Raw genomic sequence first — 23209 nt, forward strand, 5'->3', positions numbered from 1 at the left:
CTTCGGCTGACAGCTTCTAATCGTTTTAAGCCGTCTGTCGAGAGGCATTGTCGGACGGGCAGGCGTGGGCAAAGCGGCTTTTACTGGTCTTCGCCGCCCTCGGCATCCGGCACATCGCCCTGCGGCACGAGGCCCGTCTTGGCCGGGCGAAGCTGCGGCCGCGCGCCCCCGCCCGCGTCCACGCGGGCGCCACCGGCTGCAGGCGCGGCAAGCACGGCGGCGCAGGCCTTGGGCAGATCGGCAAGCGTGGTAAAGCGCGGCTTTGCCGGCTTCTGATCCGGCTTCGGCTTCGGCTTGGCCCAGGGCTCGGGCGTGAACCACCAGGCGAGCGACTTGTCGCAGCCATCGCCCGAGGCGACGGCGGCCTGCGGCTTGCAGGCCTTGTCGCCCGGGGGGCACTTCAGGCGGATGTGGAAATGCTCGTCATGGCCGTACATCGGGCGGATCTTGCCAAGATTGCTGCGGTCGCCCGTCCAGGTGTCGCACAGCTTCTTCTTGATTGCCGGATTGACGAAGATGCGCTCGACCTCGGGTTCGGCGGCGGCCTTCAGCAGCAGCTTGGCATGGGTCGGCGTCCAGCGTTGCGGATCGACGGTCAGGAACTTCGATTTGTCGAGCATGGAGGCGAAGGGATAGGTCTCTCGCGCCTCGGCCGACAATGGCTTTGCGGGCATCGGCCGGAACCAGATGTCGGCGTCGAGCCCGATCTGGTGGGAGGCGTGGCCGTTGAGCATCGGCCCGCCGCGCGGCTGCGACATGTCGCCAATCAGGATGCCGCGCCCCCAGCCGAGCTTGGCGGCATCGCCCGAGAACCGCTCGAGGAAGCCGAGAAGCTCCGGCGTGCCCCAACGCCGGTTGCGCGACAGGCGCATGGCCTGCCAGCTCGCGCCATCGGCCGGCATTTGCAGTCCGCCGGCCAGGCAGCCCTTGGCATAGGAGCCGATTGGCGCAGGCGCGCCCGAGGATGGCAGGGTCACCGCACCGAAGACCTGCTTGGCGGGCACAGGGTCCTGGGCGGCGGCGGCCAGCGGCAGCAGCGCGGCGATCGCGGCGGCGCCGAGAAGGTGGGAGAAGCGGAAAAATCGCAGAGCCATGATCGGATCCGTCTGTCGGCTGCCGTCAAGCGGCGGCGCATGCCCTTGGGAATCGGCGCGGATGCGCCCCTGACCTCTGCTAGAACATCGCCTTTGTGTCAGACTTGCGTCCGTTCCGGGATCTCAAATGCCAAAACCACCGCAACAGGCGCCGGCTAAAGCGCCCATTGGGCATCAAGGGGCGACCCTTGGTCAGCTTGGCCTGTCTTTTGCCGCAGTTTCCCCTATTCTCGCAGAGGACAAAATGATCAGCGAAGCGCTTCGCCTGCGCTCGCCGCCCTCCCTGCCGCCTGACCCGACGGAGACCTGATTGGCCCCGACAACCCCGTTCGACCTGACGACGCCGCGCCCTCTGGCCACCCTCTTATCCCGGCTGCCGGCGTTTGCGCTCGCAGCGGCCATGGCGTTTCACGCTGTTCCAGCCTTCACGCAGGATGCCGTAAAGCCGGCGCAAAGCCAGGCAGGCGAAGCGAGCGCACCGGCCTGGCGCCATGGCCTGACCACCGTCGGCACGCTGAAATATCCCGAGGGCTTAAAGCGGTTCGACTATGTCAACGACAAGGCGCCCAAAGGCGGCGAGGTCAGGCTGAACCTAATGGGCAGCTTCGACAGCACCAATCCGCTGCTTGCCAAGGGCGAGACAGCGGTCGGGCTCGCCGGCCCCGTCGCCGACGCCTCCGGCCTGGCTGCGGGCCTCGTCTTCGAAACGCTGATGAAGCCCTCCATGGACGAGATTTCCTCCAGTTACGGGTTGATTGCCGAAAGCGTCGCCTTCCCGGAGGATATTGCCTGGGCAAAGTTCCGCCTGAGGCCGGAGGCGCGCTGGGCCGATGGCACGCCGATCACGCCAGAGGACGTGATCTTCAGCTTCGAGATGACGAAGACGCTCAATCCGCAGAGCGAGTTTTACTACAAGCATGTGGTGAAGGCCGAGAAGACGGCAGAGCGCGAGGTGACCTTCACCTTCGACGAGACCGGCAACAAGGAGCTGCCGCACATTCTCAGCACGCTGGTGATCGTGCCGAAGCTTTGGTGGCAGGGCCAGGGCGCGGATGGCAAGCCGCGTGATATCTCCCGCACGACACTGGAAGCGCCAATGGGCTCCGGACCCTACAGGCTGGTCAGCCTGACCCCCGGCTCGACGCTGCGCTATGAGCGCAACCCCGATTATTGGGGGAAAGACCTGCCCGTGAATGTCGGCCAGAACAATTTCGACGCGATCACCTTCACCTATTTCGCCGATCTCGACGTCGCCTTCGAGTCCTTCCGCTCCGGCAATGCGGATTACCGCTGGGAAAATTCGGCCCGGCGCTGGGCGACCGCCTACGACTTCCCCGCCGTCAAGGACGGACGGATCCTGCGCGAATCGCTTGAGAACGAGAACCGCAATTCCGGCGTCATGGTCGGCTTCATCTACAATATGCGCCGCGCGCCGTTCGACAATCCGAAGCTGCGCGAAGCGTTGAACTATGCTTTCGACTTCGAAGAGCTGAAGCGGACGATCTTCTTCGGCCAGTATGACCGCATCGACAGCTTCTTCTTCCGCACCGAGCTTGCCTCTTCCGGCCTGCCGGAGGGCAAGGAGCTGGAAATCCTCAATTCGGTCAAGGACCAGATCCCGCCCGAGGTCTTCACCAAGCCCTATGTCAACGCTGTTGGCGGCGACCCTGCAAAGATGCGCGACAATCTGCGCCAGGCCATCGCGCTTCTGAAAGAGGCCGGCTTCGAGCTGAAGAACAACCGCATGGTCGAGGTGAAGACCGGCAAGCCGCTCAAGCTCGAGATGCTGCTCGACGGCAATACGATCGAGCGTGTAGCCCTGCCCTTCGCGCAGAACCTGAAGCGCATTGGCATCGACGCCAGTGTGCGGTCGGTCGACTCGGCGCAGTTCACCAACCGCTGGCGCGGGCGCGATTACGACATGCTCTATCTTGGCTGGGCGCAGTCGCTCAATCCTGGCAATGAGCAGACGGAATATTGGGGCTCGCAATCGGCAACGCGGGAAGGATCGCAGAACTTTTCCGGCATCAGCAATCCCGGGGTCGATGCGCTGATCCGCAAGGTGATCTTCGCACGGGACCGCGACGAGCTGATCGCTGCGACGCATGCGCTCGACCGGGTTCTGCTTGCCCACCACATCATCGTGCCGAGCTACGCCTCGAAAGATTCCAACATCGCTTACGCCAAGCGGCTGAAACATCCCGACCCGCTGCCGGAATATGGGGTCGGCTTTCCGGCAATCTGGTGGTCCGACGGGCAATAGCCACCGGTTTCGGCCGGCACGACAGCCTCGTGAAAGTTTGTCAGGCCAGACTTGCCGACTCCGCCGGCAGAGCTGCCCTGCCGGACGACAGACGGGATCAACCCGCTCGCCCATCGGCTCTTGCTGCCGGACGTCGCGGCCGGGGCGAGGACAGAAAGAAACCGCATGAGCATTCAGACCAGTCTCCGCAGATCGAAACACGGCCCTGCCCCTCTGTGCGGCAGGCCTGTCGAGACCCTGTCTGCGCCGGGCTCTTCTGCGGAGCGATCGGTCTGATGGGCGCCTATATCCTGCGCCGCCTTGCCTTGATGATCCCGACCCTCCTCGGCATCATGGCGATTTCCTTTATCGTCGTGCAGTTCGCCCCCGGCGGCCCTGTGGAGCAGGTGATCTCGGATCTATCGGGCCAGAGCGGCGACCGGCTGTCCGGTGGCGGTAACGATCTCGGCGGCGGCCCCGCCATGGATGATGGCGGCAGCAGCCAGTATCGCGGCGCGCAGGGCCTCGACCCGGAATTCATCGCCAAGCTGGAAAAGCAGTTCGGCTTCGACAAGCCGCCGCTCGAACGCTTCCTGACGATGATGGGGAATTATATCCGTTTCGATTTCGGCGAGAGTTTTTTCCGCAACACGCCCGTCATCGATCTCATCCTCGACAAGATGCCGGTGTCGATCTCGCTCGGCGTCTGGATTCTGATCCTGTCCTATGCGATTTCGATCCCGCTCGGCATCAAGAAGGCGGTATCCGACGGGTCGCCCTTCGACGTCTGGACCTCGGGCATCATCATCGTCGGCTATGCGGTGCCGAGCTTCCTCTTCGGCATCCTGCTGATCGTGCTCTTTGCCGGTGGCTCCTTCTTCAACTGGTTTCCGCTGCGCGGCATCGTCTCGGACAATTTCGCCGATCTCACCTGGTGGCAGAAGATCCTCGACTATCTCTGGCACATGACGCTGCCGCTGGTGACGCTGCTGCTCTCGGCCTTCGCCACTACGACGCTGCTCACCAAGAATTCCTTCATCGACGAGATCCGCAAGCAATATGTCGTAACCGCGCGAGCGAAGGGGCTCTCGGAGCGGCGGGTGCTTTATGGCCATGTCTTCCGCAATGCCATGCTGATCGTGATCGCCGGCTTTCCAGCGGCCTTCATCTCCGCCTTCTTCACCGGCTCTCTGCTGATCGAATATATCTTCTCGCTCGATGGTCTCGGGCGGCTCGGCTATGAGTCCGTGGTCAAGCGCGATTATCCGATCGTTTTCGCCACGCTCTACATCTTTTCGCTGCTCGGCCTCGTCGTCAGCCTGCTCTCGGACCTCATCTACACCTGGGTCGATCCGCGCATCGATTTCGAGCGGAGGGACGTGTGATGAACGAGATGGTCGCCGATCCCACCCTCGTGGCACCGATTGCGGATGGCGCACGCCGGCGCGGCCTGACCCCGGTCGGCCGCCGCCGCTGGGAGAATTTCAAGGCAAACCGGCGCGGTTTCTGGTCACTGGTCATTTTCCTTATTCTCTTCGGCCTCAGCCTCTGCGCGGAATTCATCGCCAATGACAAGCCGGTCCTCGCCTCCTACAAGGGCGAGCTGCTCGTGCCTGTGCTGATCGACTATCCGGAAGAGAAATTCGGCGGCTTTCTGGCCCAGACGGATTATCGATCCGACTTCATCCGCGACGAGATCCAGGCCAATGGCTGGATGATCTGGCCGCCGATCCGCTATTCCTACCGCACCGCCAATTCCAACGTGCCGCATTCGGCGCCGACCGCGCCCTTCTGGATGATGAGCCATGAAGAGCGCTGCGCCGGCTATGCTGGCGGCGTCAGCGATCCGCAATGCATCCTCGGCAATCTCAACTGGCTCGGCACGGACGACCAGGCGCGCGACGTCGCCGCGCGGATGATCTACGGCTTCCGCATCTCCGTGCTCTTCGGCCTGGCGCTCACGCTGCTCTCTGCCGTGATCGGGGTGACGGCAGGCGCGATTCAGGGCTATTTCGGCGGCTGGACGGATCTGTTGATGCAGCGCTTCATCGAGATCTGGTCGTCCATGCCGGTTCTCTACATTCTCTTGATCATCGCCGCGATCCTGCCACCCGGCTTCTTCGTGCTGCTCGGCATCATGCTGCTCTTCTCCTGGGTCGGCTTCGTCGGCGTTGTCAGGGCGGAATTTTTGAGGGCGCGCAATTTCGAATATGTCCGGGCGGCTCGCGCGCTTGGGGTCGGCAATGCCACGATCATGATGCGCCATCTCCTGCCCAATGCCATGGTGGCGACGCTGACCTTCCTGCCCTTCATTCTCTCGGGCTCGATCACCACATTGACCTCGCTCGACTTCCTGGGCTTCGGCATGCCGCCCGGCTCCGCCTCGCTCGGCGAACTGATCGCCCAGGGCAAATCCAACCTGCAGGCACCCTGGCTCGGCCTGACCGCCTTCATCGTCATGTCGGTGATGCTGTCGCTCCTGATCTTCATCGGCGAAGCCACCCGCGACGCCTTCGACCCGCGCAAGACCTTCCGATGAGGGTGAAATCGCGTAAAATAGGGCTAGTGCGGCAGGTCCGCCGCGTGGGGCACAGGAGCGGCATCATGAACAAGATCGTGCGCGAGCTTTATCCCGCCTCGAAGCTGCCGGAAGACCTGCGCGAAGGTCTGCCCGAAGGCGCGATGGTGCGCATCGTCATTGATGAGGTGCCGGATGCAGAACCGCATGGGGATGCAACGCCACGTACATCGGCAGAACTTCTCGAACATCTGCGGAAATTTCGGGCCTCGCGTCCTCATTCGGTGAGTGCTGAGGAGGCGGTTGCACGGGTGAGAGCATTGCGTGACCCGGAAGACACGCTTGAAGCCATTCGCCGCCATCACGCCTCGGGCGCGAAACCCGTCTCCGTCGAAGAGGACGTGCGCCGCGTTCGAGCGCTCCGCGACGAATGGGAGAATGATTGACGGGGACCATTGCCCAATCCTCTCCGCCCTCTTGCCTCTCTTACCCTCCTGCAAAGCATCGCCCCATGACCGAACCGCTTCTTTCCGTCCGCAATCTCTCCGTCGCCTTTCATCAGGGCGGACGGACTTCGACAGCGGTCGAAGGGGTCTCCTTCGACATTCTGCCCGGCGAGGTGGTGGCGCTGGTCGGGGAATCGGGGTCGGGCAAGTCGGTGACGGCCAATTCGATCCTCAAGCTCCTGCCCTATCCGGCTGCAAGTCATCCGGCAGGCGAAATCCGCTTCAAGGGAAACGATCTGCTGGCCGTGTCGGAGCAGGCGCTGCGCGGTGTGCGCGGCAATGACATCACCATGATCTTCCAGGAGCCGATGACCTCGCTCAATCCGCTCCACACGATCGAGCGGCAGATTGCCGAAATCCTTGCCCTCCACCAGGGGCTGGAGGGCCCGGCGGCGCGCGCCCGGGTGCTCGAACTCTTGAACCAGGTGGGCATTCGCGAGCCGGAAAAGCGGCTTGCCGCCTACCCGCATGAGCTCTCAGGCGGGCAGCGCCAGCGCGTGATGATCGCCATGGCGCTCGCCAACCGGCCGGACCTGCTGATTGCCGACGAGCCGACCACGGCGCTCGACGTCACCGTCCAGGCCCAGATCCTCGCGCTTTTGAAAAAGCTGAAGGACGAGCATGGCATGTCCATGCTGTTCATCACCCATGATCTCGGCATTGTGCGCAAGATCGCCGATCGCGTCTGCGTCATGACCAAGGGCCGGATCGTCGAGACCGGACCGACGAAGGAAATCTTCGCCAATCCGCAGCATGCCTATACCCGCCACCTGCTCGCCGCCGAGCCGAAGGGCGAACCGCCGCTGGCCGATCCTTCGCGGCCCGTCGTCATGGAAGGCCGGGAGGTGAAGGTCTGGTTTCCGATCAAGGCCGGCTTCCTGCGCCGCACGGTCGATCACGTGAAAGCGGTCGACGGGATCGATCTGACCTTGCGCGCCGGCGAGACACTCGGTGTCGTCGGCGAGTCGGGCTCCGGCAAGACCACGCTCGGCCTGGCGCTCACCCGGTTGATCGGCTCTGAGGGCCGGATCGCCTTTGTCGGCCAGAACATCGACGGGCTGGATGCAAAGGACATGCGCCCCTTGCGCCGCCGCATGCAGGTGGTCTTCCAGGACCCCTATGGCTCGCTTAGCCCGCGCATGGCCGTCTCGGACATCGTTGCGGAAGGCCTGAAGGTGCATGAGCCCGGGCTTTCGGCCGCCGAGCGCGACCGGCGCGTGGCCCAGGCGCTGGAGGAGGTCGGGCTCGACCCCACGACGCGCTGGCGCTATCCGCATGAATTTTCCGGCGGCCAACGCCAGCGCATCGCCATTGCCCGCGCCATGGTGCTGAAGCCGGAATTCGTCATGCTGGACGAGCCGACCTCAGCACTCGACATGAGCGTACAGGCGCAGGTGGTCGATCTCCTGCGCGATCTTCAGGCGCGCCATCGGCTCGCCTATCTGTTCATCAGCCATGACCTGAAGGTGGTGCGGGCGCTGGCCAATGAGGTAATCGTCATGCGTGGCGGCAAGGTAGTGGAGCAGGGCCCGTCCCAGCAGATCTTCTCCGCCCCGCGCGAGGATTATACCCGTGCCTTGATGGCCGCCGCCTTCAACATCGAGGCGGTGGACAGCGCCGCCGTCAGCCAATAGGCCGGCGATAGCCCGTCGGCCTGCCATAGAGCCGCTCGGTGCGGCCGATCGCTTCTTCGAGCGGTTCGCGCGCCACCGTCATGGAATGGCCGTTGGCATGGAGGATCGTCGTCTCGTCCTCCATGATCGCCACATGGCCCTTCCAGAAGACGAGATCGCCGCGGCGCAATTCTTCCGGCGCGATGGCCCGTCCCAGTCCGGCTTCCTGCATATCGGTATCACGCGGCGCGGCGTGGCCGGCCATCATCAGCGAGAGCTGCACCAAGCCTGAGCAATCGATGCCGAAGCCGGAGCGGCCGCCCCAGAGATAGGGCGTCTCGAGAAAACGCGCGGCGACCGCCACGAAATCATCGGCCGGCGGCGCTTCCAGCGGCGCGACATGGGCGGCAACGACCGCACTGCCATCCTCCAGCGTGCGGTAGAGCGTGCCGCGCGTCGAGTGCTCGCCGACAAGCTTCAGCCGGCAGCCCATGGAGACCGCCTGAACCGTGGGAAAACGCAAATCCGGGCCGGAATAGACGAAGCTGCGCGGCACCGTGACGATATGGGTGGAGACAGGCCCATCCGGCAACACGGCATAATCAGGAATATAGCCGACATAGTCATCCCGATCCGCCTTCACCCAGGCCCAGCCCTGGGCAACGTCGAGAACGCGCACCGTCTCGCCGAGCAGAAGCTCGGTATCGGTGCTGGCTGAGAGGTCAGGCTGCGGCCTGAGCTGCACCACGGGAACGGTGACCATGGCGGGATTGCCCTCAACGAAGGCAAGCGCTTCGACACGTCCGCGCAAGGCTTCCTCGGCGAGGTCGGGACGATAGGCATGAAGGCGGCGGTCTGGAAGGTCGGACATAAGATCTCACATCGGCGGCAGGGTCCGCCCGCGATCTATGATCAGGTCGCCGAGCTTTTCAAGATAGAGCGCGCCGGCGACCGTACGTTTGATCACCACATTGCGCAGGTCCCGCTCGTCGCGAAGACGCGTCACCAGGCCAAGCGCGCCCATCGTGTCGAGCGCGCGGGTGATGACGGGCTTGCTCACGCCGAGCGTGGCGGCAAGCCCGCGCACGGTGTGCGGCGGCGGCTTCAGATAGATATGCAGCAGAATGGCCATCTGCCTGAGCGTCAGGTCATGAGGATCGACATGGACCTGCTCGAGCGACACGTCGTGCCACAAGGTCAGGGCTTGCGTTGCGGAGAGATCGACCGGCATGGGCTTTTCGCCTGAGGAAGATGATCGGCAAGCCTAGGATTAGCCAGGTTACCGATTGCTTTCCGAAGACGGTTAACGCGCAATTGCGCTGTGTAAATCCGGAGCATTGAGGATATCGCGCTATGTCAGGCGCGACAGCATCCGGCGCACATGGGCGAGATGGGCCTGCCGGCGCGCCGGCGTCGAGGCTTCGATGCCGTAGAGCGTCAGCATGCGGAACCGCGCCTGGGGCGCGCAGCCGCCGAGAAGGCCGCGCTTCAGGAGCCGGCGCACGGGCTCGCCCATCACGAGACGCGCCACCCACCAGGGTGAGCCGGTGGAGCTGAAGGCAACGAGATGGCGCAGCCGTGTCAGCTTCGGACGAATCGGCCCACCCTCGACATTTTCGAAGGCAATGCCGGGCGCGAAGACCCGATCGACATAGCCCTTGAGAATGGCCGGAAAATTAAACCACCATTGCGGAAAGACCAGAACCAATACCTCGGCCGCCGCGAGCTGTTCCGCCATGGCCTGACAGTCTGGCGAGGCCTCGGTCGCCGTGGCGTGGTCTCGCCTTTCCTGCGCTGTCATGCGGGGATCGAAGTCCTGCGCGTAGAGATCCAGGAACTCGACCGCATGACCCGCACCTTCCAAGGCGGCGCGCGCCTCCTTCGCCACGGTAGCGGCGAAACTATCCGGCAGCGGATGGGCGAGAACGATCAAGACCTGCATGCCGCTTTACTCCCGATAATTGATCACGAGAACCGATCAGGACTTTGCGGCGATCATCCGGATAAAAGCAAACGCTAAATGGACATGTCCATGCCGAGCGCCATCATCCTGCTTCGCCTTGGAAACTTACAGCTTAGAATAGGCTCCCCTGCGGCGTTTCCTCGTCCTCGCTCCTGCGTTTGCGGCTGCGTGCGGGCCGTGCAGCCGCAGCCGGTTCGACCGGCGGCAGCACGGAAACATCCTCGCCCGTGACAGCGGCAATCCGGCCATCGGAAAATTGCAGGGTGACGGCGCGGCCGGGCCCCGTCTCGGCCACCGTCTTCAGCGGGACGCCGGCCTCGTCGCGCACCAGCACATAGCCGCGTGCGAGCACGTTGACATAGGAAAGTGACTGCAGCATCCGGTTCTGCGCCTCGATCCGCTCACGAAAGCGCTTGAGATCGGCAATCACAGCCCGTTCGCCCTTGGCGGATAGCGTAGCCACCCGATCCTTTCCATGGCGGATCTGGCCAAGTGCCCGCGCGGGAAAGCCGCGTAGAGCGACGTCTGCTGCCGAGAGCCGCCGCCCGGCGCGCTCGGTCATGCGCTCGGTCAGTCGTTCGGCCAAAGCGAAACGTTCATCGAGATGCCGACGCCGGTCGCGAAGGCGGGTGGTGACGAGCTCGGGCCGCAGATGGGCTCCGACCCGTTCGAAGCTGCGCCGCTTGGCGGCCGTGTTCATCTGTAGCGCGCGGCCGAGCCCGGCGGACGCTTCATCGAAGCGCCGGCGTGGCAGCGCGAGCAACTGGTCGAGCGAGGGAAGCGCTCGGGCAAGGGCGCGCGCTGCCTGTCGGCGATTGTCCATCTGCCGCCGCACGGCCGCCTGCAGCCGTGCGCCAAGGCCGGCTATCTGGCTGTCAAGCTCCGCCTTGACCGGCACGGCCATCTCCGCCGCGCCCGTCGGGGTCGGAGCCCGCCGGTCGGCAGCGTGGTCGATCAGCGTCCAATCGGTCTCATGGCCCACGGCCGAGATCAGGGGGATTTGCGATGCTGCTGCCGCGCGCACCACGGCCTCGTCGTTGAAGCCCCAGAGATCCTCCAGCGAGCCGCCGCCGCGCGCGACGATCAACACATCCGGGCGAGGCATCGCGCCATCCGGCTCAAGCGCGTTGAAGCCGGCAATGGCGCGCGCCACCTCCTCGCCCGAGCCTTCTCCCTGGACGCGCACCGGCCAGACGAGCACATGCAGCGGATAGCGATCGGCGATGCGGTGGAAAATATCGCGGATCACGGCGCCGGTCGGCGAGGTGACGACGCCGATGACGCGCGGCAGGAAGGGCAAGGGCCGCTTGCGCTCTGCATCGAACAGCCCCTCGGCGGCAAGCTTGCGCCGGCGCTCCTCCAGAAGCGCCATCAGGGCGCCAGCACCAGCCGGTTCCAATGTCTCGATGACGATCTGGTACTTGGACGAGCCGGGGAAGGTGGTGATCCGGCCAACGGCGATCACGTCCATGCCCTCTTCCGGCTTGAAGCGTAGCCGGCTCATCGTCCCCTTCCAGACGACGGCGTCGATGCGCGCTTTGTCGTCCTTCAGCGTGAAATAGGCGTGGCCCGAGGAATGCGGGCCGCGATAGCCGGAAATTTCGCCACGCACGCGCACCTGGTCAAAGGCCTGCTCGACCGTGCGCTTGATCGCGCCGGAAAGCTCGGAGACCGAAAACTCCGTCAGATTGGATGGTGCGTCGCTGTCGAAAAGCAGACTCATCGGTCTGAAGCTCCTGTCGGCGGCGGTCCGCCCTCGTCCGCGGATGCGCAAGATAGACACCGCGGGAAGAGACAGACAATAAGGGCTTACCGGCCAGATGGCAAAGCAGACCCATGCGGGAGCCGGTATTTTCCTTGGAAATCCCGTGTTTCCCTAGGGTAGGTGATGCCGGTGCCTGGGGATTTCAGGCTTCGGCTTTTGTCTCGCTGCGTCAAAAGCCGCAGAGACGCGCACGAACCTCCCCGGTCACAGCCAGGCGGCGATCATGGCCCTGGCTTGAAACCAGCCCGTCTGACGCCAGCCTGCTCAAAGGAGAGACCATGCCAGATCGCTTCACCAGCCATGCCCCGACTATCACCGGTCCTGCCACGCGCGGCTTTTCGATCACACCGAGCGACAGCGCCGCTTTGCCGGAGGTGACCCGTGCGCTCTATGTCGGCAGCTCCGGCGCCGTCGCGCTGAGGCTGATCGAAGGCCAGACCGTGACCTTCAGCGGCCTTGCCGCCGGCACGCTTTTGCCGCTGCGCGCCGACCGGGTGCTGGCCACCGGCACCACGGCAGGCAACCTCCTCGGCCTCGCATGACGAAAAAGGTCCGGCGCATCCTGTGCGATGGGCCGGACCTTTGCTTCAAATCGGCTTTTTGACACGGCGCCGCCGCCGGTGTCAGCCGGGGTCAGATCGCTTCCCAGCCATCCTTCTTGCTTGCCCTGTAGATGGCGTCGATCAGTGCCTGGTTGGCGCGTGAGCTTTCCAGTGAGACCACGGCGCCGAGGTCTCCCGCCACGGCCCGGGTGAAGGCTTCGGCCTGCAGCTTGTACTGGCGGGAATCGGGGAAGCGGAAGATCTGCGACTGCCCATGGTTCTGGCTGGAAAGCTCCACCTCCTCGGCCCCATAGCGATTCGCATTGAAGGGCGACTTGACCTCGATCACGCCCTCGAGCCCGTGGAAAACCATCACCTGGCGGGCCGCCATCTGGGTTGAGACATAGAAGGACAGTTCGAAATCGCCGAAATCGGCGCGCACGCTCGAATAGATATCCGTTCCGAAATCCGGATCGCGCTCGGTCGTCGCCTGAACCCGCACAGGCTCCCGGCCGGTGACGAAGCGGGTGGTGATGGTCGGATAGACGCCGATATCGGGCAGACCGCCGCCACCGAGTTCCGGCTTGTTGCGCATATTGTCGGGATCGCGGTTGAAATAGGTGAAGGCGCCCTGCACATGGCGCAGCTGGCCGATCGCGCCCTCTTCGATCAGGCTCTTCACCTTGGTCCAGACGGGACTGTAGGTGACCATATAGGCCTCGGTGACGACCACGCCATTGCGCTCGCGGGCGTCGATGATCGGGTCGATCTGCTCGGCCTTGAGCGCGATCGGCTTTTCGCAGAGCACATGCTTGCCGGCATCGGCCGCCTTGATCGCCCATTCGGCATGGGCCGCCGTTGGCAGCGGAATGTAGACGGCATCGATGACGTCGCTCTCCAGAAGCGCCTCATAGGAGCCGAAGGCATGCGGGACGGAGAAGCGGTCGGCCAACGCGCGGGCGCGCGGTAGATCGCGGCTGGCAATCGCGGTCACGACGCAGCCCTCGGCATCCTGAATGGCGGGGATCACCAGATCGCGGCCGATCTTGGCGGTCGAGAGAATTCCGAAACGCAGCATGTCCTGTCCTCCTTCTTGGCGGGCCGCATTGGGCATGGGAGCCAGGGCGATGGCAAGACGACAGCTGCGCCAGGACGGCTTTTCCTGTCGCGCTTTCTGCCCTTTCGGCGGGCGCGGCCGGCCTGTCGCAAATTTTTCACATGCTCAAGCCTTGCCGCTAATCGATTTAGGACCCATGCTTTCAACGGGAGATCGATTAAGGATGAGGCCTCATGGCATCGTCCGCACCCGACCTGGAGGTTTGTGGATGGAAAAGCGCATGCTCGGCCGCACCGGCCTTTCGATCGCGCCGCTGGTCTTCGGCGGCAATGTCTTCGGCTGGACCGCGGATGAGGCGACCTCCTTCCGCCTGCTCGACAGCTTCGTCGGTGCCGGCTTCAATGCCATCGATACGGCTGACGTCTATTCCGCCTGGGCGCCGGGCAATAAGGGTGGCGAGTCCGAGACGATCATCGGCCGCTGGCTGAAGCAGTCAGGGCGGGCGCGCGAGGATGTGGTGATCATCACCAAGGTCGGCTCCGATCTCGGCGAGGGCCGCAAGGGCCTGTCGCGTCGCTGGATCGAGCAGGCGGTCGAGGATTCGCTGAAGCGCCTGCAGACGGATCATATCGACGTCTACCTCTCGCACTGGCCGGATGCCGACACGCCTTACGAGGAGACGCTTGGCGCCTATGACGCGCTCCTGAAGGCGGGCAAGGTGCGCCATGTCGGCGCCTCCAACCTCAATGCCGCCCAGCTGCGCGAGGCACTCGATGTCGCGCGCGACCAAGGTCTTCCGCGCTATGACGTGCTGCAGCCGGAATATAATCTCTATGATCGCGCCAGCTTCGAGGGCGCGCTACGCAATCTCTGCATCGAGGAAGAGATCGGGGTCATCACCTATTTCTCCCTGGCGCGCGGTTTCCTTTCGGGCAAATACCGCTCACACAAGGATCTCGGCCGCTCGCCGCGCGGCGAAGGCATCGGCAAGTATCTCGACGGGCGCGGCATGCGCATTCTCGGCGCTCTGGACGCCGTGGCCGAAAAGCATGGCGCAAAACCGGCGGAAATCGCGCTCGCCTGGGTCATGGCACGACGCGGCGTTACCGCGCCGATCGCCAGCGCCACCAGCCTGGAGCAGCTCGAAAGCCTGATCCGCTCTGCCGAGATCGCGCTGGACGACGACGATTGCCGCTCGCTCAACGAAGCCGGGGAATAAGCACAGAACGGACAGAGGGCGAGCCGGTTTTCGCGTCGGTTCCGGAAGGTTCAGGATAGCGGCTTGCTCATCTCCACCGAGGTCACCCTGTCGTAGCCGGGATGGGCATTCTCCGCCGTACGGTGAAAGCCCCAGGCGGCAAAGACCTGATGATTGCGCGTGAGTTCGATACGGGTTTCTAGCCTGAGACGGGCAAGCCCTTTCTCCTGCGCGATCCGCTCGGCTTGCATGAGCAGCGCCCGGCCGATGCCGCGTCCTTCCGCCAGCGGCGCCACGGCGAGCTTGCCGATATAAAGCGCCTCGGCTTCCGGCCTCAGGAAAGCGCACCCCAGTAGCCTTTCCGGCTGATCCGGCGAGACGGCAATCAGCCCGATCTCGGTGCAGGCCTTCTCGGCGAGCATCTGCGGCGTCAGTTTGTGAGCAGAGGATGGTGGATCGATCACACCGTCCATGCTTGCGAAAGCCGTGCGGATCAGGTCGAGCAGCGCGTCGTAATCGTCAAAGCGCGCATCCAACAGGCGGATTTCGACCCTGGCTTCGTCTGTCGTCATCGCCTCAGCCCTTCTCTCAAGACTTGCGCCGGCGATAGCGGATCGTTTCGAACCGCGCCGCCAGCCCGTCATACATCAGGAGACGCCCGATCAGCGGTTCGCCGGCGCCGGTGATCAACTTGATCGCCTCCATGGCCTGCAGCGTGCCGATGACACCGGTGAGCGCACCGATCACGCCCGCCTCGGCGCAAGCCGGCACCACGCCTTCGGGCGGCGGCTCGGGAAAGAGATCGCGGTAGCGCGGCAGCGGAGCGCCATCGGGACCGCTCGCAAACGGCGTCAGCACGGTGAGCGAACCGTCGAAGCGGCCGACCGCGCCTGTCACCAGCGGCTTTTGCAATTGCTCGGCCAGATCGGCCAGGAGATAGCGCGTGTCGAAATTGTCGGAGCCGTCGATCACGAGATCATAGGCATCAATCAGCTCGGCAGCATTCTCAGGCGTCAGACGCACGGCATGGAGAACGACGGTCACATGCGGATTGATGGCGCCGACCCGCTCCGACGCGCTCTCCACCTTCGGCCGGCCGAGATCCGGCGTGGCGTGAATGACCTGGCGCTGGAGGTTGGAGAGCGAGACCCGGTCGTCATCCACCACGCCGAGCGTGCCCACGCCGGCAGCGGCGAGATAGAGGATAACGGGGGCGCCGAGCCCGCCGGCACCGATCACCAGCACCCGCGCCGCCTTCAGCCGCTGCTGCCCTGCGCCGCCGATTTCCGCCAGGAGCAGATGACGGCGGTAGCGCTCGATTTCCTGCGGCCCCAAGCGGCGATCGTCATCCACGTCGGTCATGCGCTTACCTGTCCGTTGGCAACGTGAAAAAAGCGGGCGCGGCCGCCCAGCGCGGAAAACATCTGGGCATCCGTACCGGTCATGAAGGCCTGGCCGCCGAGCCCGTCCACGAGATCGAAGAGCGCTGCGCGCCGGCGCTCATCGAGATGGGCGGCGATTTCATCGAGCAGCAGCAGTGGCGCATGGCCAGTCATATCGGCGACAAGACGGGCATGGGCGAGGATGAGGCCGACCAGAAGCGCCTTCTGCTCGCCGGTCGAGCAGCGCGCCGCCTCCATCTCTTTGGCGCGATGACGAATCAAAAGATCGGCCCGATGCGGCCCTTCCAGCGCCCGGCCGGCAGCGGCATCGCGCCAGCGGCCACCCTCCAGCCGCTCGACAAAATCCTCTTCAAGGTCGATAGCCGGGCGATGATCGTCGCCGTCGAGAAAGCCATCGAGCGCCAGGCCGGCAGCGGGAAAGACGCCGTTTTCGTCCAGCCCCCGCGCGATCAGCCCTTCGAGAAGGCCGATCATCTCGCGCCGGGCAATCGCCATGGCGATGCCGAGTTCAGCCATCTGCCGTTCGAGCGCCGCGAGCCATTGCGAGTCCGGCCGGGGCTCGGAAAGCAGCTTGTTGCGCGAGCGCATCGCTCGCTCGTAATCGCTGGCACGGCGGCCATGCTCGGCATCGAGGGACAGCACGAGACGATCGAGAAAGCGGCGGCGGTCGCTGGCGCTGCCGGTAAACAGCCCGTCCATGGATGGGGTGAGCCAGAGGATGCGGCTATGATCGAGCAATTCGTCGACCGTGCGGGCCGGCGTACCGTTGACGCGCAGCCGGCGCGACTGGCCTTCCTCGACGCCGAGCGTGCCCGTGCCGATTTCCGCCTCCCCGGCCATACCGGACAGGGATGCGAAAACGGAGAAACCATCTTCAGCCTCCTTGCGCGCCACGTCGCCATAGGGCGCGCGACGCAAACCTCGGCCGGGGGAGAGAAAGGAAACGGCTTCGAGCAGATTGGTTTTGCCGGCGCCATTGTCGCCGGTGAGCACCACATGGCGTTCGTCCAGCGCCAGCGACAGGCTGCGATAATTGCGAAAGTCAGTGAGCGCCAGACGCTCGATATAGACCTTCTGCGGCATGTGCGTTCCCAGACCCGCGCGGCGCGGCGCGCTTATCGACCGGCGGGCGAGCCCGGCGCAGCTGCCTTTTCAGGCAGCCCGCCGGGATCCAAAGGCCCTTGCGGGCCCGCCCGGCTCACCCTTCGAAGAATTCCTTCATCCGGGTGAAGAAGCCCGTCGATTCCGGATTGTTCTCCTTGGACGAAATCTCCTCGAATTCCTTCAGGAGCTCGCGCTGGCGCTTGGTCAGCTTCTGCGGCGTCTCGATCTGGATCTGGATATAGAGATCGCCGACCTGGGACGACCGCAGCACCGGCATGCCCTTGCCCTTCAGGCGGAACTGCTTGCCGGCCTGCGTGCCTTCGGGAACCGAGACCCGCGACTTGCTGCCATCGAGCGTCTGCACATCGAAGGTGCCGCCGAGCGCCGCCGTCGTCATCGAGATCGGCACGGTGCAATAGAGGTCCGCGCCATCGCGCTGGAAGAACTCATGCGGCTTGACCGACAGGAAGATATAGAGATCGCCCGCCGGGCCGCCACGCATGCCGGCCTCGCCTTCGCCGGAGAGGCGGATGCGCGTGCCATCCTCGATGCCGGCGGGGATATTGACCGAGAGCGAACGCTCCTCTGTCACCCGGCCCGCGCCATGGCACTTGGTGCAGGGATCGGGAATCACCTGGCCGCGGCCCTGGCAGGTCGGGCAGGTGCGCTCGATCGAGAAGAAGCCCTGGGCAGCGCGCACGCGGCCCGAACCCTGACAGGTTCCGCAGGTCTTCGGCTGCGTGCCAGGCTTTGCGCCGGAACCCGAGCAGACATCGCAGGTGATCGAGGTCGGAACCCGGATCTGTGCGGTCTTGCCGGTAAAGGCCTCTTCGAGCGAGATCTCCATATTGTAGCGCAGGTCGGCGCCGCGTTCGCGCCCGCCGGAGGAGCGCTGGCGCTGACGGCCGCCGCCCATCATCTCGCCGAAGATATCCTCGAAAATATCGGAGAAGCCGCCCGCATTCATGCCCGCGCCGCCGCCGAAACCGCCCGGCCCCATGCCGCCCTGCTCGAAGGCGGCGTGGCCATAACGATCATAGGCCGCGCGCTTCTGCGGGTCCTTCAGCGTCTCATAGGCCTCGTTGATTTCCTTGAACGTCTTTTCCGCTTCCGGATCGCCCGGATTGCGGTCCGGGTGATACTTCATGGCGAGCTTGCGGAAGGCGCTCTTCAGTTCTTTTTCGTCGGCCGTCTTGGCGACGCCGAGCGTTTCGTAAAGATCCCGTTTCATCCGTTGAGCAAGTCCCATTGAGGTGATGCGGCAGGCCGGCGGCGGTTCCCTGCCTCACGAAAATTTTTCTCGCAACAGGATTTAGTGAACCTTCTGCTGCGATGCCATAGTTTCAGGCTGCGCGCGTGCATTTTTGTCGAAAAACCGCGTCGCCGAGATTGGCAAGCGTAAGGCATAGCAGGCAAAGCTTTCGCCGGGTTGGGCTGCGCCAGGCCATCTGCCTGAAAGTGGCTGGCCTTCTCATGAAAAAGGGGCGCGGCTGCCCGCACCCCTTCGTTTTCAGAGCTTAAGCCCGTGCGGATCAGGCCGACTTCTTACGGTCGTCGTCCTTGATCTCTTCATAGTCGGCATCGACCACGTCGTCGCCGTCACGGGCGGCGTCGCGTGCGGCATCTGCATGGGCGGCATCCGTCTGGTTCGCCTCATACATGGCCTGGCCAAGCTTCATGGACACTTCCATCAGCGTCTGCGTCTTGGCCTTGATGTCTTCCGCGTCGGGCTCGGAGACTTCCACCGCGCTCTTCAGCGCTGCGATCGCGTCGGCAATGGCGTTGCAGTCGGCTTCGCTGACCTTGTCGCCATAATCCTTCAGCGACTTCTCCGAGGAGTGAATCAGGCTTTCAGCCTGGTTGCGGGCCTCCACGGTCTCGCGGCGCTTTTTGTCGGCTTCGGCATTGGCCTCGGCGTCCTTGACCATCTTCTCGATGTCGGCGTCGGACAGACCACCAGAGGCCTGAATGCGGATCTGGTGCTCCTTGCCGGTGCCCTTGTCCTTGGCCGAAACCTGCACGATGCCGTTGGCGTCGATATCGAAGGTGACTTCGATCTGCGGAACGCCACGCGGTGCCGGCGGGATGCCGACCAAGTCGAACTGGCCGAGCAGCTTGTTGTCGGCCGCCATTTCGCGCTCGCCCTGGCTGACGCGGATGGTCACGGCGTTCTGGTTGTCCTCGGCCGTCGAGAAGACCTGGCTCTTCTTCGTCGGGATCGTGGTGTTGCGCTCGATCAGGCGGGTAAAGACGCCGCCGAGCGTTTCGATGCCGAGCGAGAGCGGAGTCACGTCGAGCAGCAGAACGTCCTTGACGTCGCCCTGGAGAACGCCGGCCTGGATGGCGGCGCCGAGAGCGACGACTTCATCCGGGTTGACGCCCTTGTGCGGCTCCTTGCCGAACAGCTGCTTGACGACTTCCTGTACCTTCGGCATGCGGCTCATGCCGCCGACGAGAACGACTTCGTCGATTTCAGCAGCGGTCACGCCGGCATCTTTGAGCGCTGCCTTGCAGGGCGCGATGGTGCGCTGGACGAGATCGTCGACCAGGCTTTCGAACTTGGAGCGCGACAGCTTCATCGTCAGGTGCTTCGGACCGGAGGCATCCGCCGTGATGAAGGGCAGGTTGATTTCGGTCTGCTGCGAGGACGACAGCTCGATCTTGGCCTTTTCAGCGGCTTCCTTGAGGCGCTGCAAGGCGAGCTTGTCGTTCTTCAGGTCGATGCCCTGGTCCTTCTTGAACTCGTTGGCGAGATATTCGACCAGACGCATGTCGAAGTCTTCACCGCCGAGGAAAGTGTCGCCATTGGTCGACTTCACTTCGAAGACGCCGTCGCCGATTTCCAAAACCGAGATATCGAAGGTGCCGCCGCCAAGGTCGTAGACGGCGATGGTCTTGCCGTCCTTCTTGTCGAGACCATAGGCAAGTGCTGCGGCCGTCGGCTCGTTGATGATGCGCAGGACTTCAAGACCGGCGATGCGGCCGGCATCCTTGGTGGCCTGGCGCTGGGCGTCGTTGAAGTAGGCCGGAACGGTGATGACCGCCTGGGTGACCTTTTCGCCCAGATAGGCTTCGGCCGTTTCCTTCATCTTCTGAAGGATCATGGCAGAGATCTGCGAGGGAGACTGGGCCTTGCCGCCGGCTTCCACCCAGGCATCGCCATTGTCGCCCTTGACGATCTTGTAAGGCACCAGGGCCTTGTCCTTCGTCACGGTCGGATCGTCGTGACGACGGCCGATCAGGCGCTTGACGGCGAACAGCGTGTTCTCCGGGTTCGTCACGGCCTGGCGCTTGGCCGGCTGGCCGACAAGACGCTCGCCATCATCGCTGAAAGCCACCATGGACGGCGTGGTGCGCGCGCCCTCGGCGTTCTCGATGACCTTCGCATCCTTGCCGTCCATCACGGCGACGCAGGAGTTGGTCGTTCCGAGGTCGATACCAATTACTTTAGCCATATCGTCATCTCCTTGCAGCGGGCTGTCAGAACCCGGTCAGGCGTTCATAAGACAGCCCCTCGGGGGGTCTTGGATTCGCATGTGCCACTGCCGTCTGGCGTGGCGATGGCCCGTATATAAGGACGTGTTTTTCCCACTGCAAGGCGGCGAAAGCCCCGGTCGGAGCCAAAAAGACCGGGATTTATCGCCTGCCCGAGCGAGGCGCATGATGTGCGCCGGCAAAGCTTGCGCGAGGCTTGCGTCGGGCAGCGAGGACGAAGCGGCAAAGGCTCAGCCACCGGTGAGGAAATCGAGCAGGGTCGTGCGTCGATGCGCCGGCGGCGGCGCGCCGACATCGGCAGGCGGCATGGGCGCTCCGGCATCGAAGCCGCTCTCGCCCCAGCCGGCGTCGCCGCGCGGGCCAGGCTGTCCGGGCGCCGTCACATCAGGCGCGCCATCGGCGCCAGGAATGCCGGACACGGTTTCTCCCGAGACGATCTCGCCGCCTTCCGTCCCCTGATGTCCTTGCGCCGGAAGGCCGGCAATCGGCACTTCGGCGTCCGCAGGCTGGGCCGGATCGAAGGTTGGCACCACGCTATCCGTTCCGAAGAGCGGACGCGGCGACAGGCTGCGATGGGCCGAGGTCATGAATTCGGCCCAGGCCTTGGCCGGCAGGCCGCCACCGGTGACCTTCTTCATCGACTTGCCATCATCATTCCCGAACCAGACGCCGGTGGTAAGATCCGCCGTAAAGCCGACGAACAGCGCATCGCGGAAGGACTGGGTGGTGCCGGTCTTGCCCGCCACCTGCCAGCCCTTGATCTGTGCGTTCTTGCCGGTGCCATGCTCGACGCCGCCCAGCATCATCTGGTTCATCTCGGCCACCACGGCCGGATCGAGCACGCGGGGCGGGCTGTCATAGGCATTTTCATAGAGCACCCGGCCATCGGTTGCGGTGATGCGGCGGATGATGTGCGGCGTTGCCTTGAAGCCGCCATTCATGAAGGGCGCATAGGCCGAGGTCAGCTCCAGAAGGCTCACCTCGGAGGTGCCGAGTGCGATCGAGGCATTGTTCTGCAACTCGGATTCGATCCCCAGGCGGTGGGCGAGCTGGATGACATTAGCGGGGCCGACCTGCATGACGAGCTGGGCCGCCACCGTGTTCAGCGAATTGGCAAGGGCATAGGCCAGCGTGACCTGGCCGCGATATTTCTGGTCGAAATTTTCCGGCGTCCATTTGCCGATGCGCACGGGACCGTCGATGATGGTCGAGGCCGGCGTGCTGCCGGCTTCCATGGCTGCGGCATAGACGAATGGCTTGAAGGCCGAACCTGGCTGACGCCGGGCCTTGACCGCGCGGTCGAACTGGCTTTCGGCATAGTCGCGCCCGCCGACAATGGCGCGGATGGCCCCGGTGCCATCGACGGAGACGAGCGCGGCCTGAGACGCACCAAGCTTGCCGCCCTCCCTCTTCAAGACGTCGTTCAATGCCTTGTCGGCAGTCTGCTCCAGTGTCGAATCCAGCGTCGTCTCGACGACGACATCCTCCTTGATCGTGCCCATGAGCTTGGTCAGCTCGTCCATCACCAGATCGGCTGCGTAATATTGCGCGCCGGACCAAAAGCTCTTGGCCTTGGTCGGCGGCTGCGACATGGCGGTCTTGACCTCCTCGTCGGTGATCAGCCCCTGTTCGCGCATCGCGCCCAGCACCACCTGCGCCCGCGCCTCCGCCGCATCGGCGTCGCGCGCCGGCGACAGGCGCGTCGGCGCCTTGAGCACCCCGGCCAGAACGGCCGCTTCGCCCAAATTCACGTCGCGTGCCGACTTGTTGAAATAGCGCCAGGAGGCCGCCTCGACGCCATAGGCATTCGAGCCGAAGAACATGCGGTTGAGATAGAGCGTGAGGATCTGGTCCTTGGTGTAGGTCTGCTCAAGCCATAGGGCCAGCAGAACCTCCTGCACCTTGCGCTCCAGCGTCTGATCAGGGGAGAGAAACAGGTTCTTGGCGAGCTGCTGCGTCAGCGTCGAACCGCCCTGGACCGTGCGGCCCGAGCTCAGATTGGTGACGAAGGCGCGCACGATCCCAAAGGGATCAATGCCGAAATGGCTGTAGAAGCGCCGGTCTTCGATCGCCATCACCGCCTGGGGAATGAAGGGCGACATGTCCTGCAGCGCCAAGGCCTCGCCACCGGTCGTGCCCCTATTGGCCACGACATCGCCTGTAAGATCGAGAATCTTGGCATTGGGCGGGCGTTCGGGGATTGCCCAGGTGTTGGCGCTCGGCATGCGCAAACCGAAATAGACCACCAGCGCCACGGCGACGATACCGCCCCAGATGCCGGCCACGACCGTCCAGTAAATCAGCGAGCGCAGCCAGGCGAGCGGCGTAAAGCCGCCCCGCTTGCGCGGCGGGCGAACCCGCTTTGCCTTCTCTGTCTTCTCGGCCTTCAGCGGCCGGGTGGAGGCGCCCTGCCCTTCGCTCTTGCCCCGCCCCTCATTCTTAACCCGGGCATTGCTCCGGCCGCCGCCGCTCACCCGCTCGCCGGCATCCATGTCGAGACGGCTGTCGTCACGCGCACCGCCTTCCACGAAGGACGGTTCGATCTTCTGCCGGGTGTTGCGCTTGGAAGCCATGAAGGGACGGTCTGTCTCCGGGGTCAGAACGAGGCCGGCATGGATCGGACCCCCGGCTCAGCCTCGTCTTCTGTCTCAAAATCTTACCAACGGCCCCGCTGGGCCTGACAATGCCACGCGCTCGATCCGGGTCCGG

19 protein-coding genes are annotated in these 23209 nt (G+C 64.3%); 7 read left to right on the forward strand and 12 right to left on the reverse strand.

Features of this window, described 5'->3' with window-relative positions; all coding sequences use genetic code 11:
• Window positions 1–80 precede the first annotated feature (80 nt).
• Window positions 81–1094, reverse strand: a complete 1014-nt coding sequence (mepA, locus tag BMX61_RS06880; RefSeq protein WP_075628400.1) for a penicillin-insensitive murein endopeptidase — start codon at window positions 1092–1094, stop codon at window positions 81–83.
• A 400-nt stretch (window positions 1095–1494) separates the two neighbouring features.
• Between mepA and BMX61_RS06885 the strand changes: the two genes are divergently transcribed.
• The 5 genes from BMX61_RS06885 (at window position 1495) to BMX61_RS06905 (ending at window position 7994) form a co-directional block, all read left to right on the forward strand.
• On the forward strand, window positions 1495–3357 hold the full coding sequence (locus tag BMX61_RS06885; RefSeq protein WP_075628633.1) for an extracellular solute-binding protein: 1863 nt from the start codon (window positions 1495–1497) through the stop codon (window positions 3355–3357).
• Window positions 3358–3632: 275 nt separating this feature from the next.
• Window positions 3633–4721, forward strand: a complete 1089-nt coding sequence (locus BMX61_RS06890; RefSeq protein ID WP_075628399.1) for a microcin C ABC transporter permease YejB — start codon at window positions 3633–3635, stop codon at window positions 4719–4721.
• 8 nt (window positions 4722–4729) lie between these two features.
• Window positions 4730–5875 (forward strand): ABC transporter permease, encoded by a 1146-nt coding sequence (locus BMX61_RS06895; RefSeq protein WP_075628632.1) that lies wholly within the window; start codon window positions 4730–4732, stop codon window positions 5873–5875.
• A 65-nt stretch (window positions 5876–5940) separates the two neighbouring features.
• Window positions 5941–6300, forward strand: coding sequence for a hypothetical protein (locus BMX61_RS06900; RefSeq protein WP_075628398.1), 360 nt, complete (start codon window positions 5941–5943; stop codon window positions 6298–6300).
• 65 nt (window positions 6301–6365) lie between these two features.
• Entirely contained in the window at window positions 6366–7994 is a 1629-nt protein-coding gene (locus BMX61_RS06905) for an ABC transporter ATP-binding protein (RefSeq protein ID WP_075628397.1), read from the forward strand.
• Here the strand turns inward: BMX61_RS06905 and BMX61_RS06910 are convergent.
• The 4 genes from BMX61_RS06910 to xseA all read right to left on the reverse strand — a co-directional run bounded on the left by BMX61_RS06910 (window position 7984) and on the right by xseA (window position 11659).
• Window positions 7984–8844: a C40 family peptidase gene (locus BMX61_RS06910; protein ID WP_075628396.1), complete on the reverse strand. Its 861-nt coding sequence runs from the start codon at window positions 8842–8844 to the stop codon at window positions 7984–7986. The genes BMX61_RS06905 and BMX61_RS06910 overlap by 11 nt on opposite strands.
• 6 nt (window positions 8845–8850) lie before the next feature.
• Window positions 8851–9204 carry a MarR family winged helix-turn-helix transcriptional regulator gene (locus BMX61_RS06915; protein ID WP_075628395.1) on the reverse strand — a complete coding sequence of 118 codons (354 nt, stop codon included), beginning with the start codon at window positions 9202–9204 and terminating at the stop codon, window positions 8851–8853.
• A gap of 120 nt (window positions 9205–9324) precedes the next feature.
• Window positions 9325–9915, reverse strand: a complete 591-nt coding sequence (locus tag BMX61_RS06920) for an NAD(P)H-dependent oxidoreductase (protein ID WP_075628394.1) — start codon at window positions 9913–9915, stop codon at window positions 9325–9327.
• Window positions 9916–10048: 133 nt separating this feature from the next.
• Window positions 10049–11659 carry an exodeoxyribonuclease VII large subunit gene (gene xseA, locus BMX61_RS06925; RefSeq protein ID WP_075628393.1) on the reverse strand — a complete coding sequence of 537 codons (1611 nt, stop codon included), beginning with the start codon at window positions 11657–11659 and terminating at the stop codon, window positions 10049–10051.
• A 320-nt stretch (window positions 11660–11979) separates the two neighbouring features.
• Between xseA and BMX61_RS06930 the strand changes: the two genes are divergently transcribed.
• The gene (locus BMX61_RS06930) at window positions 11980–12243 is read left to right on the forward strand and encodes a spike base protein, RCAP_Rcc01079 family (protein WP_075628392.1); all 264 of its coding nucleotides are present in this window, start codon (window positions 11980–11982) and stop codon (window positions 12241–12243) included.
• A gap of 91 nt (window positions 12244–12334) precedes the next feature.
• Here the strand turns inward: BMX61_RS06930 and BMX61_RS06935 are convergent, their stop codons facing one another.
• The gene (locus BMX61_RS06935; protein ID WP_075628391.1) at window positions 12335–13321 is read right to left on the reverse strand and encodes a Gfo/Idh/MocA family protein; all 987 of its coding nucleotides are present in this window, start codon (window positions 13319–13321) and stop codon (window positions 12335–12337) included.
• 247 nt (window positions 13322–13568) lie between these two features.
• Between BMX61_RS06935 and BMX61_RS06940 the strand changes: the two genes are divergently transcribed.
• Window positions 13569–14519, forward strand: a complete 951-nt coding sequence (locus tag BMX61_RS06940; RefSeq protein WP_075628390.1) for an aldo/keto reductase — start codon at window positions 13569–13571, stop codon at window positions 14517–14519.
• Window positions 14520–14569: 50 nt separating this feature from the next.
• On the opposite strand, the gene BMX61_RS06945 is transcribed toward BMX61_RS06940, so the two are convergent.
• From BMX61_RS06945 to BMX61_RS06970, 6 genes are all read right to left on the reverse strand, one after another.
• Complete coding sequence (locus tag BMX61_RS06945) at window positions 14570–15070, reverse strand: GNAT family N-acetyltransferase (protein WP_075628389.1); 501 nt, start codon at window positions 15068–15070, stop codon at window positions 14570–14572.
• 16 nt (window positions 15071–15086) lie between these two features.
• Entirely contained in the window at window positions 15087–15860 is a 774-nt protein-coding gene (gene moeB, locus BMX61_RS06950; protein WP_075628388.1) for a molybdopterin-synthase adenylyltransferase MoeB, read from the reverse strand.
• A complete protein-coding gene (gene recF, locus BMX61_RS06955) occupies window positions 15857–16984 on the reverse strand; it encodes a DNA replication/repair protein RecF (RefSeq protein WP_075628387.1) in 1128 nt (375 codons plus the stop codon). Before recF ends, moeB begins: the two co-directional genes overlap by 4 nt.
• A 115-nt stretch (window positions 16985–17099) precedes the next feature.
• Complete coding sequence (gene dnaJ, locus BMX61_RS06960; protein ID WP_075628386.1) at window positions 17100–18236, reverse strand: molecular chaperone DnaJ; 1137 nt, start codon at window positions 18234–18236, stop codon at window positions 17100–17102.
• Window positions 18237–18537: 301 nt separating this feature from the next.
• Window positions 18538–20460 (reverse strand): molecular chaperone DnaK, encoded by a 1923-nt coding sequence (gene dnaK / locus BMX61_RS06965; RefSeq protein ID WP_075628385.1) that lies wholly within the window; start codon window positions 20458–20460, stop codon window positions 18538–18540.
• A gap of 270 nt (window positions 20461–20730) precedes the next feature.
• Complete coding sequence (locus tag BMX61_RS06970) at window positions 20731–23073, reverse strand: transglycosylase domain-containing protein (protein WP_075628384.1); 2343 nt, start codon at window positions 23071–23073, stop codon at window positions 20731–20733.
• Window positions 23074–23209 lie beyond the last annotated feature (136 nt).

Source organism: Xaviernesmea oryzae (assembly GCF_900109605.1).
In the GTDB taxonomy this organism is placed as follows: Bacteria; Pseudomonadota; Alphaproteobacteria; order Rhizobiales; family Rhizobiaceae; genus Xaviernesmea; species Xaviernesmea oryzae.

What these genes read in the sequence shown, in the direction of transcription:
- mepA (WP_075628400.1), bottom strand. Translation starts at nt 1,094, where the DNA reads ATGGCTCTGCGATTTTTCCGCTTCTCCCACCTTCTCGGCGCCGCCGCG.
- BMX61_RS06885 (WP_075628633.1), top strand. Translation starts at nt 1,495, where the DNA reads ATGGCGTTTCACGCTGTTCCAGCCTTCACGCAGGATGCCGTAAAGCCG.
- BMX61_RS06890 (WP_075628399.1), top strand. Translation starts at nt 3,633, where the DNA reads ATGGGCGCCTATATCCTGCGCCGCCTTGCCTTGATGATCCCGACCCTC.
- BMX61_RS06895 (WP_075628632.1), top strand. Translation starts at nt 4,730, where the DNA reads ATGGTCGCCGATCCCACCCTCGTGGCACCGATTGCGGATGGCGCACGC.
- BMX61_RS06900 (WP_075628398.1), top strand. Translation starts at nt 5,941, where the DNA reads ATGAACAAGATCGTGCGCGAGCTTTATCCCGCCTCGAAGCTGCCGGAA.
- BMX61_RS06905 (WP_075628397.1), top strand. Translation starts at nt 6,366, where the DNA reads ATGACCGAACCGCTTCTTTCCGTCCGCAATCTCTCCGTCGCCTTTCAT.
- BMX61_RS06910 (WP_075628396.1), bottom strand. Translation starts at nt 8,844, where the DNA reads ATGTCCGACCTTCCAGACCGCCGCCTTCATGCCTATCGTCCCGACCTC.
- BMX61_RS06915 (WP_075628395.1), bottom strand. Translation starts at nt 9,204, where the DNA reads ATGCCGGTCGATCTCTCCGCAACGCAAGCCCTGACCTTGTGGCACGAC.
- BMX61_RS06920 (WP_075628394.1), bottom strand. Translation starts at nt 9,915, where the DNA reads ATGCAGGTCTTGATCGTTCTCGCCCATCCGCTGCCGGATAGTTTCGCC.
- xseA (WP_075628393.1), bottom strand. Translation starts at nt 11,659, where the DNA reads ATGAGTCTGCTTTTCGACAGCGACGCACCATCCAATCTGACGGAGTTT.
- BMX61_RS06930 (WP_075628392.1), top strand. Translation starts at nt 11,980, where the DNA reads ATGCCAGATCGCTTCACCAGCCATGCCCCGACTATCACCGGTCCTGCC.
- BMX61_RS06935 (WP_075628391.1), bottom strand. Translation starts at nt 13,321, where the DNA reads ATGCTGCGTTTCGGAATTCTCTCGACCGCCAAGATCGGCCGCGATCTG.
- BMX61_RS06940 (WP_075628390.1), top strand. Translation starts at nt 13,569, where the DNA reads ATGGAAAAGCGCATGCTCGGCCGCACCGGCCTTTCGATCGCGCCGCTG.
- BMX61_RS06945 (WP_075628389.1), bottom strand. Translation starts at nt 15,070, where the DNA reads ATGACGACAGACGAAGCCAGGGTCGAAATCCGCCTGTTGGATGCGCGC.
- moeB (WP_075628388.1), bottom strand. Translation starts at nt 15,860, where the DNA reads ATGACCGACGTGGATGACGATCGCCGCTTGGGGCCGCAGGAAATCGAG.
- recF (WP_075628387.1), bottom strand. Translation starts at nt 16,984, where the DNA reads ATGCCGCAGAAGGTCTATATCGAGCGTCTGGCGCTCACTGACTTTCGC.
- dnaJ (WP_075628386.1), bottom strand. Translation starts at nt 18,236, where the DNA reads ATGAAACGGGATCTTTACGAAACGCTCGGCGTCGCCAAGACGGCCGAC.
- dnaK (WP_075628385.1), bottom strand. Translation starts at nt 20,460, where the DNA reads ATGGCTAAAGTAATTGGTATCGACCTCGGAACGACCAACTCCTGCGTC.
- BMX61_RS06970 (WP_075628384.1), bottom strand. Translation starts at nt 23,073, where the DNA reads ATGGCTTCCAAGCGCAACACCCGGCAGAAGATCGAACCGTCCTTCGTG.